The organism is Burkholderia sp. MSMB1078WGS, from assembly GCF_001528895.1.
In the GTDB taxonomy this organism is placed as follows: Bacteria; Pseudomonadota; Gammaproteobacteria; order Burkholderiales; family Burkholderiaceae; genus Burkholderia.
The window spans coordinates 1-16,283 of record NZ_LPDI01000032.1; the positions used below are offsets into that span (position 1 = coordinate 1).

A 16,283-nucleotide genomic window follows, 5' to 3' on the forward strand; every position below is an offset into this window, starting at 1 on the left:
GGTGGCGGCGGCCGTCGCGGTCGCGAACCTGAAGCTGCTGCGCGACGAAGGCATCGTCGAGCGCGTGAAGACCGACACCGGCCCGTACTTCCAGGCGCTGATGCGCGAAACATTCGCGCGTCATCCGATCGTCGGCGAAGTGCACGGCCACGGGATGGTCGCGAGCCTGCAACTGGCCGAAGCGCCGGCCGAACGCCGCCGCTTCGCGAACGGCGGCGACGTCGGCACGATCTGCCGCGACTTCTGCTTCAACGGCAACCTGATCATGCGCGCGACCGGCGACCGAATGCTGCTGTCGCCGCCGCTCGTGATCTCGCGTCAGGAAATCGATGAACTCGTGTCGAAGGCGAAGAAGGCCGTCGATGCAACCGCCCAGCAACTGGGTATTTCGTAACGGCCTTGCCTACGGGCGTGCGGCGGGCGCCGCACGCCGCCACAACCAGGGGAACTCCACCATGCGTGCCTGTATTCTTCGCCAAGCCTGCTCCGTCGCCGCCCTCGCCGCCGCGGCCGCGCTCACGTCGGTCGCCAGCCCGTCGGCGCATGCCGACGAGCTGAACGTCTACAACTGGTCCGACTACATCGCGCCGGACACGATCCCGAACTTCCAGAAGCAGACGGGCATTCACGTCAAGTACGACAACTACGACAGCGACGACACGCTTCAGGCGAAGCTGCTGGCCGGCAGCTCCGGCTACGACATCGTCGTGCCGACGTCGAACTACATGGCCAAGCAGATCCAGGCCGGCGTGTACCAGAAGCTCGACAAGTCGAAGATTCCGAACCTCGCGAACCTCGACCCGCTGCTGATGAAGATGATCGCCGACGCCGATCCTGGCAACCAGTACGGCGTACCCTGGGCGTACGGCACGGACGGCATCGGCTACAACGCCCAGGCGGTGAAGAAGGTGCTCGGCGACAAGGCGCCCGTCGACAGCTGGGCGCTGGTGTTCGATCCGGCCAACATGGAGAAGCTGAAGAGCTGCGGCGTGTCGTTCCTCGACCAGGCCGTCGACGTGTTCGCCGCCACGCTGCAATACATGGGCAAGGATCCGAACAGCAAGAACCCGGGCGATTACCAGGCTGCATTCGAAGTCCTGAAGAAAGTCCGCCCGTACATCACCCAGTTCAACTCGTCCGGCTACATCAACGACCTCGCGAACAACGACGTGTGCGTCGTGCTCGGCTGGTCCGGCGACGTCGGCATCGCACACCGTCGTTCGGCCGAAGCGAAGCGCTCGTACGACATCAAGTTCGCGAACCCGAAGGAAGGCGGGCTGCTGTGGTTCGACGTGATGGTGATCCCGAAGGATGCGCCGCACCCGGAAGCCGCGATGAAGTGGATCAACTACGTGTCCGATCCGAAGGTCAACGCGGCGATCACCAACACGGTGTTCTACCCGACCGCGAACAAGGCCGCGCATCAATTCGTCACGCCGGCCGTCGCGCAGGACCCGACCGTCTACCCGCCCGAAGACGTGCTGAAGAAGATGGTGCTGATGAAGCCGATGCCGGCCGACATCCTGCGCCTCGAGAACCGTCTGTGGGCTCAGTTGAAGACGGGCCACTGATCGCCGTGCATCGCGGCGGCGCAGGCATCGCGGTACGCCTGCCCGCCTGACATTCGCGGACCTCCGTCCGCCCGCGCGCCGCGCGCGCTGTTCCATCCGGCACGAGCCGTCGTCCGCGAGTCGCGTTGCGCGCCTTGCGCGGGGACGCTCACGCCTGCAATCCGTGAAGAACGAATGGTGACTCCCATGCAATCGATACCCTCTTCCGCTGCCGCACGACAGACCCAACCGGCCACGGCGCCCCGTACGCAAAACGACGCGTTCGTGCGCATCGAAAACGTCGTGAAGAAATTCGGCGACAGCACGGCCGTCGACAACGTGAACCTGACGATCGCGAAGAACGAGCTGTTCGCGCTGCTCGGCAGCTCGGGCTGCGGCAAGTCCACGCTGCTGCGCATGCTTGCCGGGCTGGAAACGGCCACCTCCGGCAAGATCTTCGTCGACGGCGAGGATCTCGCGTCGCTGCCGCCGTACCGCCGCCCCGTCAACATGATGTTCCAGTCGTACGCGCTGTTCCCGCACATGACGGTCGAATCGAACGTCGCATTCGGGCTGAAGCAGGAAGGCACGCCGAAGCACGAGATCAGGGAGCGCGTGGCCGACGCGCTCGCGCTCGTGCAGATGAGCAAGTACGCGAAGCGCAAGCCGCATCAGCTCTCGGGCGGCCAGCAGCAGCGCGTCGCGCTGGCCCGCTCGCTCGTGAAGCGCCCGAAGCTGCTGCTGCTCGACGAGCCGATGTCCGCGCTCGACAAGAAGATTCGCCAGAGGACCCAGCTCGAACTCGTGAACATCATCGAGAAGGTCGACGTGACCTGCGTGATGGTCACGCACGACCAGGAAGAGGCGATGACGATGGCGAGCCGCCTCGCGGTGATGAGCGAAGGCAAGATCGTGCAGATCGGCTCGCCCGGCGAAGTCTACGAATACCCGAACAGCCGCTTCTCGGCCGAATTCATCGGCTCGACCAACCTGTTCGAGGGCCGCGTCGTCGAGGACGAGCCCGATCACATCTTCGTCGAAAGCGACGACCTCGAAGCCCGCATGTACGTGAGCCACGGCGTGACCGGCCCGCTCGGGATGCCGGTCGGCATCTCGGTGCGCCCGGAGCGCGTGCACGTGTCGCGCGAGAAGCCGGGCTCGAAGCACAACTGGGCGCGCGGCGTCGTCACCGACATCGCGTACATGGGCAGCTATTCGCTGTACCACGTGCGTCTGCCGAGCGGCAAGACGGTGGTGTCGAACCTGTCGAGCTCGCACCTGATGAACGACGGCGCGCCGGCATGGAACGACGACGTGTTCGTGTCGTGGTCGCCGGCCAGCGGCGTCGTGCTGACGCAGTGAGGACGCCGCGATGAGAACCTCCGCTTCCACGCCTTCCGCGCCGGTGTCGACCGGCGCGCCCGCCGCCACGCCGGCCACCCGGCGCGGCAACCGCTTCGCCGCGCTGTCGCGCTTCCTGCCGTCGGGCCGCAGCGTCGCGATCGGCGTGCCGTTCCTGTGGCTCGCCGTATTCTTCGCGCTGCCGTTCGTGCTGGTGCTGAAGATCAGCTTCGCCGACCAGGTGATGGGCATCCCGCCGTACACGTCGCTCGTCGAGATCAAGGACGGCGTCGTGCACTTCGCGCTGCAACTGTCGCACTACGCGTTCCTGCTGCAGGACGACCTGTACATCGCGACCTATCTCAGCTCGCTGAAGATGGCCGCCGTGTCGACGGTGCTGTGCCTGCTGATCGGCTATCCGATGGCGTACTACATCGCGCGTTCGGAGCCGAACCGCCGCAACGTGCTGATGATGGCCGTGATGCTGCCGTTCTGGACGTCGTTCCTGATCCGCGTGTACGCATGGATCGGCATCCTGAAGGACGACGGCCTCCTGAACCACACGCTGATCGCGCTCGGCATCATCCACACGCCGCTGCGGCTCTATCACAGCGATGCGGGCGTCTACATCGGGATGGTCTATTCGTACCTGCCGTTCATGGTGATGCCGCTCTATGCGCACCTCGTGAAGATGGACCTGACGCTGCTCGAAGCCGCGTACGACCTGGGTGCCAAGCCGTGGGTCGCGTTCACGCGCATCACGCTGCCGCTGTCGAAGAACGGGATCATCGCCGGCAGCCTGCTGGTGTTCATCCCGGCGGTGGGCGAGTACGTGATCCCGGAGCTGCTCGGCGGCGCCGACACGCTGATGATCGGCCGCGTGATGTGGGATGAATTCTTCAACAACATGGACTGGCCGATGGCGTCCGCGGTGACGGTCGCAATGGTGCTGTTGCTGCTGGTGCCGATGGCGCTGTTCCAGTACTACCAGGTCAAGGAACTGGAGGACGCGAAATGATCAAGCCGAGCAAACCGCTGTCGACGGGCGTTCTCGCCTTCGGCTTCCTGTTTCTGTACATCCCGATCGTCAGCCTCGTCGTGTACTCGTTCAACGAGTCGAAGCTGGTGACGGTGTGGTCGGGCTTCTCGCTGAAGTGGTACGCGGCGCTGCTGGACGACGACGAGCTGCTGACCGCCGCCTGGCTGTCGCTGAAGATCGGCCTGTTGACGGCCACCGCGTCGGTCGTGATCGGCACGTGGGCGGGCTTCGTGCTCGCGCGTTTCGGCCGCTTCAAGGGCTTCACGCTGTACACGGGGATGATCAACGCGCCACTGGTGATTCCGGAGGTGATCCAGGGGATCTCGCTGCTCTTGCTGTTCGTCGCGCTGGAACAGATGTTCGGCTGGCCGAAGGGGCGCGGGATGGCGACGATCTGGATCGGCCACGTGATGCTGTGCGTGTCGTACGTGGCGATCATCGTGCAGTCGCGCGTGAAGGAGATGAACAAGTCGCTCGAGGAGGCCGCGCTCGACCTGGGCGCGACGCCGCTGAAGGTGTTCTTCGTGGTGACGCTGCCGCTGATCTCGCAGGCGCTGCTGTCGGGGTGGCTGCTGTCGTTCACGCTGTCGATCGACGATCTGGTGCTGTCGGCGTTCCTGTCCGGGCCGGGGTCGACGACGCTGCCGCTGGTGGTGTTCTCGCGCGTGCGGCTGGGGCTGAACCCGGAGATGAATGCGCTGGCGACGCTGTTCATCACCGCCGTGACGATCGGCGTGATCGTCGTGAACCGGACGATGATCGCGCGCGAGCGGCGCCGGATGGCCGACTTGAAGGCGGCGTTTGCGGCGGCGTGACGGGCCGCCTCCGCTTCGAAGACAACAAGCACTGCAGACAAGCATGACGCGCGGCCTCAGGGGGGCGCGCGATTCGATCCCGATTTGACAGGCGCACGACTAGGAGAATCCGCAATGAAGAAGAAACTGATCTGCCTGCTGGTGGCCGGCGCGTTGCCGGGCATCGCGCTGGCCGGTTCCACCTCCGCCGAAATCAAGGCGCTGCAGGCGCAGGTCGCGGCACTGCAGAAACAGATGAAGGCCATGCAGGCGCAACTCGCCGCGAAGCCGGGCGGCACGGCGGTCGCGACGTCCGGCGCGAGCGGCGGCATGGCCGGCGGCGGCGCCGTCGCGGTCACCGCCGACCCGGGTTCGCCGGATTACGGCAAGGCACGTGCGACACTGACCAACGACGAGGTCAGCGAAATGAAGCAGCAGATCGCGAACCAGCAACTGAAGGTCGACTCGCTGACCGACGCGGCCACCACGGGCCCGCTCGCCGGCCTGTCGGTCACCGGCTACATCGATCCGACCTACATCTACAACCGCGCGGCCGGCACTTCGTCGTTCCTGTTCGCGAACCACGAGAACGCGTACAACTATTTCAACAGCACGTTCGGCGATCTCTACCTCGACATCAAGAAGACGTTCGGCGTCGGCCCGATGGCGCCGTCGGCCGAAATCACGTTGATGCCGAACCGCGGCAACGGCATCACGCTGCTGCAGAACTCGCGCGGCTCGATCACCGACAACCTGCTGAACACGGCGGTCGTCAACGTGCCGATCACCGCGGAAACGACGCTGGTCGCCGGCCTGATCCCGAGCTTCGGCGGCTACGAAGTGCAGCAGTCGAACCAGATGCTCACGCTCACGCACAACCTGCTGTACGATTTCTCCGATCCGGGCAGCTACGTCGGTGTCGGCGCAAACTACACGAAGGGCAACTGGGCGTGGAAGTTCTTCCTCGGCAACGAGCAGTACCGCACGTACGGTTCGGTCACGCAGACGGGCACCAATGCGCTCGGCGACCCGATCACCACCAGCAACAAGGTGCCGACCTTCACCGCGCGTGCGGACTACACGTGGTCGAGCGCGCTCGATCTCGGCGGCTCGTTCAACATCGGCCGCCAGACGCTGTCGAGCGCGATCGACGAGAACGGCGTCGTCCACTACGGCCCGGGCGGCGCGGCGCCGAGCGGCTACGGCTCGTTCTTCTTCGGCGAACTCGATGCGACCTACACGCTCGCCGACGTGCAGTACAACGCCGAAGTCGACTACGGCCGGCAGCAGCATGCGGCGTTCAACGGCGGGCTCGCGCAGTGGTACGGGCTGTCGCTGCTCGCGCACCGCAAGTTCAACGCGCCGGTGGTCGGCCGCATGGGCGTGACGCTGCGCTACGACCTGCTCGCGAACTCGAAGAACGGCGGCGGCGGCGGCGGCATCGCGCTGAACGGCAACGGGATGGACCCGAGCAACGGCTTCGGCGTCGATGCGGACTGCCTCGCGATGTCGAAGGCCGGCGGCGGCCTGGGCTTCGAGTGCAAGGGCGCGGTGCGCCAGGACGTCGCGCTCGACCTGCTGTTCTATCCGACCCAGCAGATCACCGTGAAGGTCGAATATCGGCACGACTGGGCGAACAACAAGGTGTTCCTGCGCAACGACGGCTCGTACGGCAAGTCCAACGATCTGCTCGCGACGCAGTTCATCTATTCGTTCTGATGCAGGACGCGCGGGGCGCCGTGCCGCACGCACGGCGTCCCGCGCCGTATTGCGAATGGCTGCGCGCCGTTGCAGCCTTGTCGAGGGAGTCGGTTTCATGACGCAGTCTTTCACCCGCCGCGCCGATGCGCTCGCGCGCGACTCGTACTACGAAGCCACGGCCACGCGGCCCGTCGCCGACGATCCGATGCTCGACGCGGCGATCGACGTCGAGGTCTGCGTGATCGGCGCCGGCTTCGCGGGCCTGTCGACGGCGCTCGACTGTCGCGCGCACGGGCTGTCCGTCGCCGTGCTCGATGCACACCGGCCCGGCTGGGGCGCATCGGGCCGCAACGGCGGCCAGGCGATCACCGGCTTCGCGAAAGACGAGGTGATCGAGAAACAGCTCGGCGCCGACGGCGCGCGCGCCGCGTGGTCGCTGTCGCTCGACGGCGTCGCGCTGATCGCCGATCGCATCGCGCGCTACGGGATCGATTGCGACTTCACGCGCGGCTACCTGACGGTGGCGACGAAGCCGCGCCGCATCGACGACCTGCGCGCATGGATGAACGCCGCGACGTCGCGCTGGGGCCATCCGTCGCTCGCGTGGCTCGATACCGGCGAGATCCAGGCGCGCATTGCATCGACGCGGTACCTGGCCGGCGTGCACGATCCGCTGTCGGGCCATCTGCATCCGCTCAAGTACTGCCTCGGCCTCGCGGATGCCGCGCGCCGCGAAGGCGTCGCGCTGTACGCGCACACGCCGGCACTCGACGTCGTGCGCGGCGCGCGGCCCGTCGTGCGCACGCCGTCGGGCGAAGTGCGCTGCCGTTTCGTCGTGTCGTGCTGCAACGCCGGGCCCGGCGGCGTGCTGCCCGCCGCCACCGCCGCACGCATCGCGCCGATCGCGTCGTACATCATCGCGACCGAGCCGCTCGGCCGCGCGCGCGCCGACGCGCTGATCGCGCGGCGCGAGGCCGTGTGCGACAACAACTTCTTTCTCGACTACTTCCGGCTGTCGGCCGACCACCGGATGCTGTTCGGCGGCCGCGCGAATTCGGCCGGCGCGTCGCCCGCCGCGCTCGCCGAAGCGATCCGGCAGCGCATGGTCGGCGTGTTCCCGCAGCTCGGCGACGTGCGCGTCGAGCACGCGTGGGGCGGCTTCGTCGACGTCACGCGCAACCGCGCGCCGGACTTCGGCGCGATCGATCCGAACTTCTTCTACGTCCAGGGCTTCAGCGGACACGGCGTCGCGCTCACGGGAATCGCCGGGCGCGCGGTCGCCGGCGCGATCGCGGGCGACACGCGCGCGTTCGACCTGTTCGCCCGTTTGCGCCACCGGCGCTTTCCCGGCAGCGACGCATGGCGGCAACCCGCGCTCGAACTCGGGATGCTGTACCACCGCGTGCGCGAGCTGTTCTGAACCCTCTTGATACGTGTTCCCCATGCAGACATTCGCCAACCAGCCGCACGTCGCGTCGTACTACGCGGCGACCGCCAACGACACGACCCGCCACGCACCGCTCGCCGGCACGACCGACGCCGACGTGTGTGTGATCGGTGCGGGCCTCACGGGCCTGTCCGCCGCGCTCAATCTCGCCGAGCGCGGCCATTCGGTGGTCGTGCTCGAAGCGTCGCGCGTCGGCTGGGCGGCGAGCGGCCGCAACGGCGGCCAGTTGATCGGCGGCTTCGCGTGCGACATCGACACGTTTGCGCAGTTCATGCCGGAAGCCGACGTGAAGCGGATCTGGGACATGGGGCTCGAAACGCTGTCGCTCGTGAAGTCGCGCATCGCGCAACACGACATCGACTGCGCGCTGGTGCCCGGCTACCTGACCGCGGCCAACACCGAACGCGACGCCGATGCGCTGAAACGGTGGCGCGACGAAGCCGCGAAGCGCTTCGGCTACGACCGCTTCCACTTCGTCGAAGCCGACGAACTCGGCGACTACGTGCAGTCGGCCCGCTATTGCGGCGGCCTGTACGACCCCGACAGCGGCCACCTCCATCCGCTCAACTACACGCTCGGCCTCGCGCGGGCGGCCACCGCTGCCGGCGTGCGCATCCACGAGGACAGTTGCGTGACGCGCGTGCGCGACGTGTCCGGCGGCCACGTCGTCGAGACGAGCGGCGGCAACGTGCGGGCGCGCTTCGTGGTGCTCGCCTGCAACACCTACGTCGGCACGCTCGCGCCTGCGCTGGCGAGGAAGATCATGCCGGTCGGCACCTACGTGATCGCCACCGAGCCGCTCGGCGAAGCGCGCGCCGCCGCGCTGATGCCCGCGCGCGCGGCGATCTGCGACAGCCGCTTCGTGCTCGACTATTTCCGGCCGGCGCCCGACACGCGGCTCGTCTGGGGCGGCAAGGTCAGCTATTCGACGCGCGAGCCGCGCGACCTCGCGGCGGCGATGCGCGCCGACATGCTGAAGACGTTCCCGCAGCTCGCGGACGTGAAGGTCGACTATGCGTGGGGCGGCTTCGTCGACATCACGATGAACCGCGCGCCGCATTTCGGCCGCATCGCGCCGACGACGTACTTCGCGCAGGGGTTTTCGGGGCACGGCGTGAACACGACCGCGCTGGCGGGCAAGCTCATCGCCGAGGCGATCGACGGCCAGGCGAGCCGCTTCGACGTGTTCGACAAGATCCGGCATCGCGACTTCCCCGGCGGCGAGGCGCTGCGCACGCCGGCGCTGGTGCTCGCGATGAGCTGGTACCGGCTGCTGGACGCGTTCGGCGTGCATTGAGCGGCGCGCGGCATTGCCGCGCAGAAGCAAAACGGCCGCTCGTTTCGAGCGGCCGTCCGGACGACAGGCGTGGCGTGACGCCGCAGCGCGTCAGTCGGTACCGTACTTCGGCGAGCGCGGCCCGTACAGCAGCCCGTTCGGCGGGCCGGCCGACAGCAGCCGCGTGCTCGTCAGCCCGGCGACGTCATGCGCTTCGTCGGTCAGCGAATGCGCGACCTGCTTGACGGCCGCCTGCACGAGCGCCCCGACGATCCCGAACGTATTGACGCTCATGTTGTTGCCGACTTCCTTGCCGGTCGCCCGGCCCTCGCCCTGCCACAGCACGTCGCCGCTCTTCAGGTCGACGAGCTTTGCCGACGCGGAAACGATCGTCGTGCTGTCGATCAGTTGATAGACGGAGCCGTACTGCGTGACCTTCGAATACAGCGCGGCGTCCGCGCCGAAGATCTCGCGCAGTTTCGCCGGCGACGTAGCCTGGATATCGGTCGCGTTCGTCAGGCCGTTCTGCTTGAACGTCTCGTCCATCACCGCAACGGGCACCACGTAGTAGCCGGACTCGGCGAGCGGCAGCGTCATTTGCGACAGCACGCCGTAGGTTGCGCCGACGTCGGTGGTTTCGTTGACCGGCGGCAGCACGAGAATCGAACGCGGCTGGCTCTTCTTGAACGCCGTGTAGTCGGGACGTTGTACCGGCTGCGCACACGCGCTCAGCAGCGCGGCGATCGACAGTACGGACAGCAGCTTGAATGAAAGTGTCTTGAACATGGCAGGCGTGTCACTGTTTGGCGGAATTCGAATCGGCATTCTTCTGACCGGCAACGGTCTGGCCGGCGGCCGCCGGATTCGCGGTTTTCGATGCACCGGCCTTCTTCTTCATCAGGAAATCCATAAACGCCGTGGATTCCGGGAACAGTTGCTTCTCGGCCTGCAGTTCCTGCTCGGCCTGCTGCTCGTTGCCGACGCTCGCATACAGCATCCCGAGATGCGCATGGAAACCCGGCGGCGGCGTATGGCCCTTCGCGCGGATCTCCTGCAGCGCTTTTTCGAGCGCATCGATCTGCTGCTGCGGCGCTTGCTGCCCCTTGAAGTATTCGTACACCTGCGGCTGATAGCCGGTCCACTGATACAGCGGCGGCGTGGTCGGCGCCGCGCAGCCCGCGAGCAGCAATGCAGCCGCCGTCGCCGGCAGCCAGATTCCCCGTTTCATGGTCTTGTCTCTTCTGGTGGGTGAAATGATTCGTGCGTGTCGTATCGCGCGCGGCATTTACTGCGCCGCCTTCAGCGCGCCGGCGTCGACCTGGTCGACGAGATGGTTCACGGCCTCCTGGATCGCGAGGTCCAGCACCTTGCCGTTGAGCGTCGAGTCGTAGCCGGCCGTGCCGCCGAAGCCGATCACCTCGCGGTTCGACAGGCTGAACTCGCCTGCGCCCTGGCTCGATGCGACGACTTCCGACGTGGTCGTGTCGACGATGTTCAGGTTGACCTTCGCGTACGCGACCTGTGTCTTGCCGCGGCCGAGAATGCCGAACAATTGATGATCGCCGACGTCCTTGCGGCCGAACTCGGTCACGTCGCCCGTCACCACGTAGTTCGCGCCCTTCACGGCCTGCGCCTTCTTCATGAAGCCGGCTTCCTGCTTGATCTCGTCGAGGTTCTCGCGATCGAGCACGTTGAAGCGGCGGCTCTGCTGCAGGCGCGTGACGAGGATCGTCTTCGCCTGTCCGCCGAGGCGGTCGATGCCGTCGGAGAAGATGCCGCGCATGTAGCTCGAGCGGTTGTCGAACTTGCCGACGGCGATCGCGACGGGCTTGCCCGCGTACGGCTTCTGCGCGCTGCTGACGGCCGGCACGTCGAGCGTGCGCGACGATTCGGTCGCGCAGCCGGACAGCGCCGCGACGACCGCTGCCGCCACGAGGACGGTGCGTCGTGTCTGAATGTTCACTGCTGGTCTCCTTGCTGGAAAAGATGCCGCTGCGCGAGGCTCATGCACGCGCTCATCGCCGGTTCGGCGATCGCGGCAAGTCAGGGAAGGGGGCGCGCAACGGGTGCGTTACGGCAAAAGACGGAGGGAAATGCGATGCGCGCCTGGATCGCGCACACGAATGATTTCGTTATTCTGGTTACTGCACTGTTGATTGCGCATGGTCGGCCCCGTATATGATTTTTCGCGATCATATCAAGCCTGTTTATCAAGACGGAGTATCTTGATAATAATTGACGATTTTCGCACTTATATTAAATACGCCGCTTATTCGTGCGCGAAGCGTTGCACGCGTGGGCTCGCGCGGCACGCGACCGGTCTGCGCCGGTCTTCCGTGTCGATATCGCCGGATTGACGATCGATCCGGCGATATCGACACACGTCATTCGCGCCGTCGATCCGAACGGCCGATATCCCGACAATAAGCCGTCCGGCATTCCAGCCGCACACGCGCATACGGTTTCCGCTAATCGGCCACTTTCTGTCGCATCGTCACGAATTCCTCGGCCGCGGTCGGATGAATGCCGATCGTGTCGTCGAACTGCGCCTTCGTCGCGCCCGCGCGGATCGCGATCGCGATGCCCTGGATGATCTCGCCCGCATCGCGGCCGACCATGTGCGCACCGACCACGCGCTGACTGTCGCGCGCGACGACGAGCTTCATCAGCGTGCGCTCGTCGCGGCCCGACAGCGTGTGGCGCAGCGCCTTGAACGACGTGCGGTAGATATCGACGTCGCCGTGCGCGTGCCGCGCATCGGCTTCGCTCAGGCCGACCGTCGCGACCTCCGGCTGGCTGAACACGGCCGACGGCACGTACGCGTGATCGACCGCGACGCGCGATCCGCCGAACAGCGTGCGCGCGAGCAGCCCGGCGTCGCGCGTCGCGACCGGCGTGAGCTGCGGCCGCGACGTGACGTCGCCGATCGCGTGGATCGACGGCACCGACGTCGCCGAATACGCATCGACGGCAATCGCGCCGCGCGCATCGAGCAGGATGCCCGCCTGCTCGAGCCCGAGCCCGTCGACGTTCGGCACGCGGCCCGTCGCATAGAGCACCTGATCGTACGGCCCGTGCCGCACGTCGCCGACGTGCACGAACAGCGTGCCGTCGCTCGCGCGCTCGATCGATCCGATCACCGCGCGTGCATGAATCGCGACGCCCTGCTTGGTCATCTCGTCGGTCAGGAACCGGCGCACGTCGTCGTCGAAACCGCGCAGGATTTGGTCGCCGCGATAGAACACGTCGACGTGGCTGCCGAAGCCGTTGAAGATGCCCGCGAACTCGACCGCGATATAGCCGCCGCCGACCACCGCGATACGCCTGGGCAGCGCCGCGAGCGACAACGCCTCTCGCGACGTGATCGCATGCTCGATGCCGGGCCGCGGCGGCAGCGACGGCCGCGAGCCGGTCGCGATCGCGATGTGGCGCGCGCGGAACGTGCGTGCGCCGATCGCGACCGTGTGCGCATCGACGAGCGTCGCGCGGCCGGCGTGCATCTCGACGCCCGATTGCAGCAGCAGGTTGATGTAGATGTCGCTCAGCCGGTTGATCTCGCGATCCTTCGCGGCGATCAGCGCCGGCCAGTCGAGCTTGCCGGCGCCGAAGGTCCAGCCGAAGCCCTTCGCGTCGTCGACTTCGTGCGGGTAGTGCGATGCGTAGACCAGCAGTTTCTTCGGGATGCAGCCGCGCAGCACGCAGGTGCCGCCGATCTGCTCTTCTTCCGCGATGCCGACGCGTGCGCCGTACGACGCGGACATGCGCGCGAGCCTCACGCCGCCCGAGCCGGCGCCGATGACGAACAGGTCGTAGTCGAAATCCATCGCATCCCCTCATCGCAGTTCGAATGGAGGCACGATAGCAAGATTCGGGAATTCGTGCGGCGCATGGCGCGCGTCGCGCGCCCAATAAAAAACGGCGAGAGACGACGCCTCTCGCCGGTCAAACCGGCCGGCGGTTGTGCCATGCGTCACCGATCGACCGCATGCCCGACCTGCCGATTGCGCGGCACCGGTCGACCCGAGCGCGCGAAGGGCGCACCCGCGGCCGGACCGGCCGCCATGCTCATGCCTGCGACGTGTCGCTGCCGTCCGTCGCCTGCGTATCGTCCGCCGCCTGTTCGGGCTTCTCTTCCTTCTTCTCGAGCATGCCCTCGATCGCCTCGGCGCCCTTGAAACCCGCGACGGCCGCGGCCGCCTTGGTCAGCAGGCCCGCGTCCGGATCCAGCTTTTCCGCGCCTTCGACGGCGGCGATCGCGCCGGCGATTTCACCCACGGTGTTCAGGATACCCATCGTCATCCCCTTTCAAGAAAATCGTGAGCGCATCGTCCCACGAAAGAAACCGGCGGACCGCGTTTGTCATCGCCGGATACACAAGTTACGCACCAGGCCGGCCGCGCGCGCCGAGCGCCATCGGAACGACGCACGCGCACGCCAGACGGCATGCCACGAGCGATGCACGCAGCGTAGCGGAAAGCATGCGCGCGCACTGTAAAAGTATGTTCTGGATTGCCGACGGATCGCTTACGGTGCGGGACTTCCGCAATGGAGCGCCTGCCGAATAGTCGGGTGCGCGTATGAAGGTCGCGCGACGAAAAAAAAGAGGCTCCTCGCGGAGCCTCTTCGATGCGCGCCGGACGAAGCCGGCGCATGCGTTCCGGCGTTCGTCAGAAGATATTGCGCAGGCCGATCGCGATGCCCGTCTGGTTGCTGCGGCCGGGCAGCTCCACGTTCGCCGCGCCGTTCGTCTTGTTGAAGTCGACGGTGCCGTAGATCTCGGTGCGCTTGCTCAGCGCGTACTCGGCGATGCCGACGATCGCATAGCGGTTGCCGCTCGCGAGCGTGCCGTTCGTGGTCATCGCGTTGCGCATGTGGTCGTAGTAGAACGCGCCCGTCAGCGTCAGCGGCGCGCTGACCTGCCAGCTCACGCCCGCGAACGGGCCGTCGTCGATCCGGCCCGTGCCCTTCGCGACCGGAATCGTCTGCTGCGCGAGCAGGCTGTCGACGAAGCCCGTATCGTCCTTCGAGCGCAGGTAGCCCGCGTAGATCTTCGCCTTGCTGAACGCGTACACGACGTTCGCGTGATAGATCGTCTGCTTGCGCGCCGAGTTGTCGCTGTTCTGCTGCGCGCCGGCCGCGATGCTGAGCGGGCCCATCACGTACGACAGCGACACGCCCCACGCATTGCCCTTGCCGAGCGAGCCCGGGATCTGGCCCGAGAAGCCGCCCGCGCCGGTCGATTCGTAGTTGGTGCCGGTCGAGTACATCGCCTTCGCCGTCAGGCCCTCGAACTTGCCCGTGTACTTGATCTGGTTGTCCGCATACAGGCCGGCGCCGAGTGCGACCGGCAGCCATGCGTTTTCAAGGTAGTTGCCGACGGTGAGCGGATCGTAGGTATCCGACAGCAGGTCGAACAGCGGCGTCTTCTGGCGGCCGAGGGTCACCGTGCCGTACGGGCTCTGCAGGCCGACGTACGCCGCGCGGTTGAACAGGCGGCCGCTGTCGGCGAACGCGCCGTTCTGCAGGTTCACGCCGCTCTCGAGGTTGAACACGGCCTTCAGGCCGCCGCCGAGGTCTTCCGTGCCGTAGATGCCGAAGCGGCTGTTCGTGATCGCGCCGTTGGTCATCGACAGCAGGCCGTCGTTCTTAGCGTTGGCGTTGGTCAGGTAACGGATGCTGGCGTCGGCGACGCCCCAGAGCGTGACCGAGCTTTGTGCCGATGCGTACTGGCTGGCGAAGGCCAGCGCCGCGCCCCCTGCGATGACTGCGAGTCGGGTGGTCTGCTTCATGAGCTTTCCTTTTTTAGGTGTCTCCATTCATGACCGGCCGCGTGCGCAGCCGGGTGGCGATCGCGAACGTTCATGGCGGGCGCGATGTGGGCTGAATCATAAGACGAGTCCGAACGCTGAAAGAAATTGAAATACGCGGCAATCGCGCGATTGTCGTCCGGGAACAACGTTTCCCGCGCCAGGTCTCGTTCGCCCGGCGGCGGGACGGGGCGCGGCGGAGTCGGCGGGCACGCGCGGCGCTGTAAGGTTCGATGGTGCGGCGCGCTCACGCGGATCGTGGCGAAATGGTCGGTGTGGTCGGTGTGGTCGGTGTGGTCGGTGTGGTCGGTGTGGTCGGTGTCGTCGGTGTCGTCGGTGTCGTCGGTGCGCTCGGTGCGCTCGGTGCGCTCGGTGCGCTCGGTGCGCTCGGTGCGCTCGGTGCGCTCGGTGCGCTCGGTGCGCTCGGTGCGCTCGGTGCGCTCGGTGCGCTCGGTGCGCTCGGTGCGCTCGGTGCGCTCGGTGCGCTCGGTGCGCTCGGTGCGCTCGGTGCGGCGGCCTGCGGCCAGCCGCTTGCCACGCCTGCCCTGCCCTGCCGTCAGACCGTTTGCGTCGCCCCGTCGCTGCCGTTGCCCGCGCCGCCGTTGCCGCCCGCGTCGCCTGCACCGCCGTTCCCCGCGCGACGCCATGCACGTCGCACGATCTCCGCGAATGCACCGACGAGCAGCAGCACGGCGCCCCACAGCGCGATGTCCGGCGCGAGCCGCGTCACGAGCCCGCCGACCACGGCGCCGGCCAGGAAACAGAAGCTGATCGTCGCGAGCAGCGCCGAATCGTGCAGCGCCCCCGCGTCGTAACGCGGAATCAGCCCGACGAACAGCTTCTGCGCGGCACGCCGCAGGTTGCCGGTCGTCATCACCGACGTGTACGACAGTTCCTCGAGATGGGTGAACGACAGCGTCTGCAGCGTCGCGACAAACGAGATGCCCGGAATCAGCCACGCGCTCGACACGCCGACGAGGCCGCTCGCGGCGACCCCGAGAAACGCGATTTCGACGATCAGGCTCGCGAACGCCGTATGCCGCATCCAGCCGCGCTGCGCGGCGAGGCCGAGCAGGTGCGCGACAAACACCGCGATCACGAAGCCGACGAGCGGCGGCACGTGATGCAGCGCGGCGGCCCATTCGCCGGCCGACAGGTTGATGCCGAGCAGCGCGACGTTGCCGGTCATCGTGTTCGCGAACACGTGGCCGTGGCCGACGTACGTATACGCGTCGAGATAGCCGCCGGACAGCGTCAGCAATGCGGCGACAGTGAGATTGCGGCTGGCGCCGTCGAGATCCATCGATCCTCCGTGGTGGGCGCCGCCC

General features: G+C 66.8%; 16 protein-coding genes. 8 read left to right on the forward strand and 8 right to left on the reverse strand.

Translation table 11 applies throughout. The features are described 5' to 3' along the window. The 8 genes from WT24_RS07135 to WT24_RS07170 all read left to right on the forward strand — a co-directional run. On the forward strand, positions 1-394 hold a 394-nt coding region (locus WT24_RS07135), incomplete at its 5' end, for an aminotransferase class III-fold pyridoxal phosphate-dependent enzyme (protein ID WP_156441763.1). 61 nt (positions 395-455) lie between these two features. Then, the gene (locus WT24_RS07140) at positions 456-1,571 is read left to right on the forward strand and encodes a polyamine ABC transporter substrate-binding protein (RefSeq protein ID WP_059500660.1); all 1,116 of its coding nucleotides are present in this window, start codon (positions 456-458) and stop codon (positions 1,569-1,571) included. A 186-nt stretch (positions 1,572-1,757) separates the two neighbouring features. Continuing rightward, positions 1,758-2,912 (forward strand): ABC transporter ATP-binding protein, encoded by a 1,155-nt coding sequence (locus WT24_RS07145; RefSeq protein ID WP_059500659.1) that lies wholly within the window; start codon positions 1,758-1,760, stop codon positions 2,910-2,912. Positions 2,913-2,922: 10 nt separating this feature from the next. Beyond that, on the forward strand, positions 2,923-3,909 hold the full coding sequence (locus WT24_RS07150; protein WP_059500658.1) for an ABC transporter permease subunit: 987 nt from the start codon (positions 2,923-2,925) through the stop codon (positions 3,907-3,909). Beyond that, positions 3,906-4,745 carry an ABC transporter permease subunit gene (locus WT24_RS07155; protein ID WP_034208583.1) on the forward strand — a complete coding sequence of 280 codons (840 nt, stop codon included), beginning with the start codon at positions 3,906-3,908 and terminating at the stop codon, positions 4,743-4,745. The genes WT24_RS07150 and WT24_RS07155 overlap by 4 nt, the downstream gene beginning before the upstream one ends. A gap of 114 nt (positions 4,746-4,859) precedes the next feature. Then, a complete protein-coding gene (locus tag WT24_RS07160; RefSeq protein WP_060032244.1) occupies positions 4,860-6,443 on the forward strand; it encodes a DUF3138 family protein in 1,584 nt (527 codons plus the stop codon). Between the two features lie 97 nt (positions 6,444-6,540). Next, positions 6,541-7,845, forward strand: a complete 1,305-nt coding sequence (locus tag WT24_RS07165) for an FAD-binding oxidoreductase (protein WP_059500656.1) — start codon at positions 6,541-6,543, stop codon at positions 7,843-7,845. Between the two features lie 22 nt (positions 7,846-7,867). Continuing rightward, positions 7,868-9,169, forward strand: a complete 1,302-nt coding sequence (locus WT24_RS07170; RefSeq protein ID WP_060032247.1) for an FAD-binding oxidoreductase — start codon at positions 7,868-7,870, stop codon at positions 9,167-9,169. Between the two features lie 90 nt (positions 9,170-9,259). On the opposite strand, the gene WT24_RS07175 is transcribed toward WT24_RS07170, so the two are convergent. The 8 genes from WT24_RS07175 to WT24_RS07210 form a co-directional block, all read right to left on the reverse strand. Continuing rightward, positions 9,260-9,934 (reverse strand): DUF799 domain-containing protein, encoded by a 675-nt coding sequence (locus WT24_RS07175; RefSeq protein ID WP_059500654.1) that lies wholly within the window; start codon positions 9,932-9,934, stop codon positions 9,260-9,262. Between the two features lie 10 nt (positions 9,935-9,944). Continuing rightward, positions 9,945-10,376 (reverse strand): DUF4810 domain-containing protein, encoded by a 432-nt coding sequence (locus tag WT24_RS07180; protein ID WP_059500653.1) that lies wholly within the window; start codon positions 10,374-10,376, stop codon positions 9,945-9,947. 57 nt (positions 10,377-10,433) lie between these two features. Next, positions 10,434-11,105 (reverse strand): CsgG/HfaB family protein, encoded by a 672-nt coding sequence (locus WT24_RS07185; protein WP_218921295.1) that lies wholly within the window; start codon positions 11,103-11,105, stop codon positions 10,434-10,436. A 511-nt stretch (positions 11,106-11,616) separates the two neighbouring features. Further along, the gene (gor, locus tag WT24_RS07190) at positions 11,617-12,972 is read right to left on the reverse strand and encodes a glutathione-disulfide reductase (protein WP_060032250.1); all 1,356 of its coding nucleotides are present in this window, start codon (positions 12,970-12,972) and stop codon (positions 11,617-11,619) included. Between the two features lie 241 nt (positions 12,973-13,213). After that, positions 13,214-13,441 (reverse strand): hypothetical protein, encoded by a 228-nt coding sequence (locus WT24_RS07195; protein WP_034208778.1) that lies wholly within the window; start codon positions 13,439-13,441, stop codon positions 13,214-13,216. A 374-nt stretch (positions 13,442-13,815) separates the two neighbouring features. After that, positions 13,816-14,937: a porin gene (locus tag WT24_RS07200; protein ID WP_059790990.1), complete on the reverse strand. Its 1,122-nt coding sequence runs from the start codon at positions 14,935-14,937 to the stop codon at positions 13,816-13,818. Then, positions 14,934-15,602 carry a hypothetical protein gene (locus tag WT24_RS35075; RefSeq protein ID WP_060032254.1) on the reverse strand — a complete coding sequence of 223 codons (669 nt, stop codon included), beginning with the start codon at positions 15,600-15,602 and terminating at the stop codon, positions 14,934-14,936. Before WT24_RS35075 ends, WT24_RS07200 begins: the two co-directional genes overlap by 4 nt. Further along, entirely contained in the window at positions 15,512-16,258 is a 747-nt protein-coding gene (locus WT24_RS07210) for a YoaK family protein (protein WP_059500648.1), read from the reverse strand. Before WT24_RS07210 ends, WT24_RS35075 begins: the two co-directional genes overlap by 91 nt. Between the last annotated feature and the right edge of the window lie 25 nt (positions 16,259-16,283).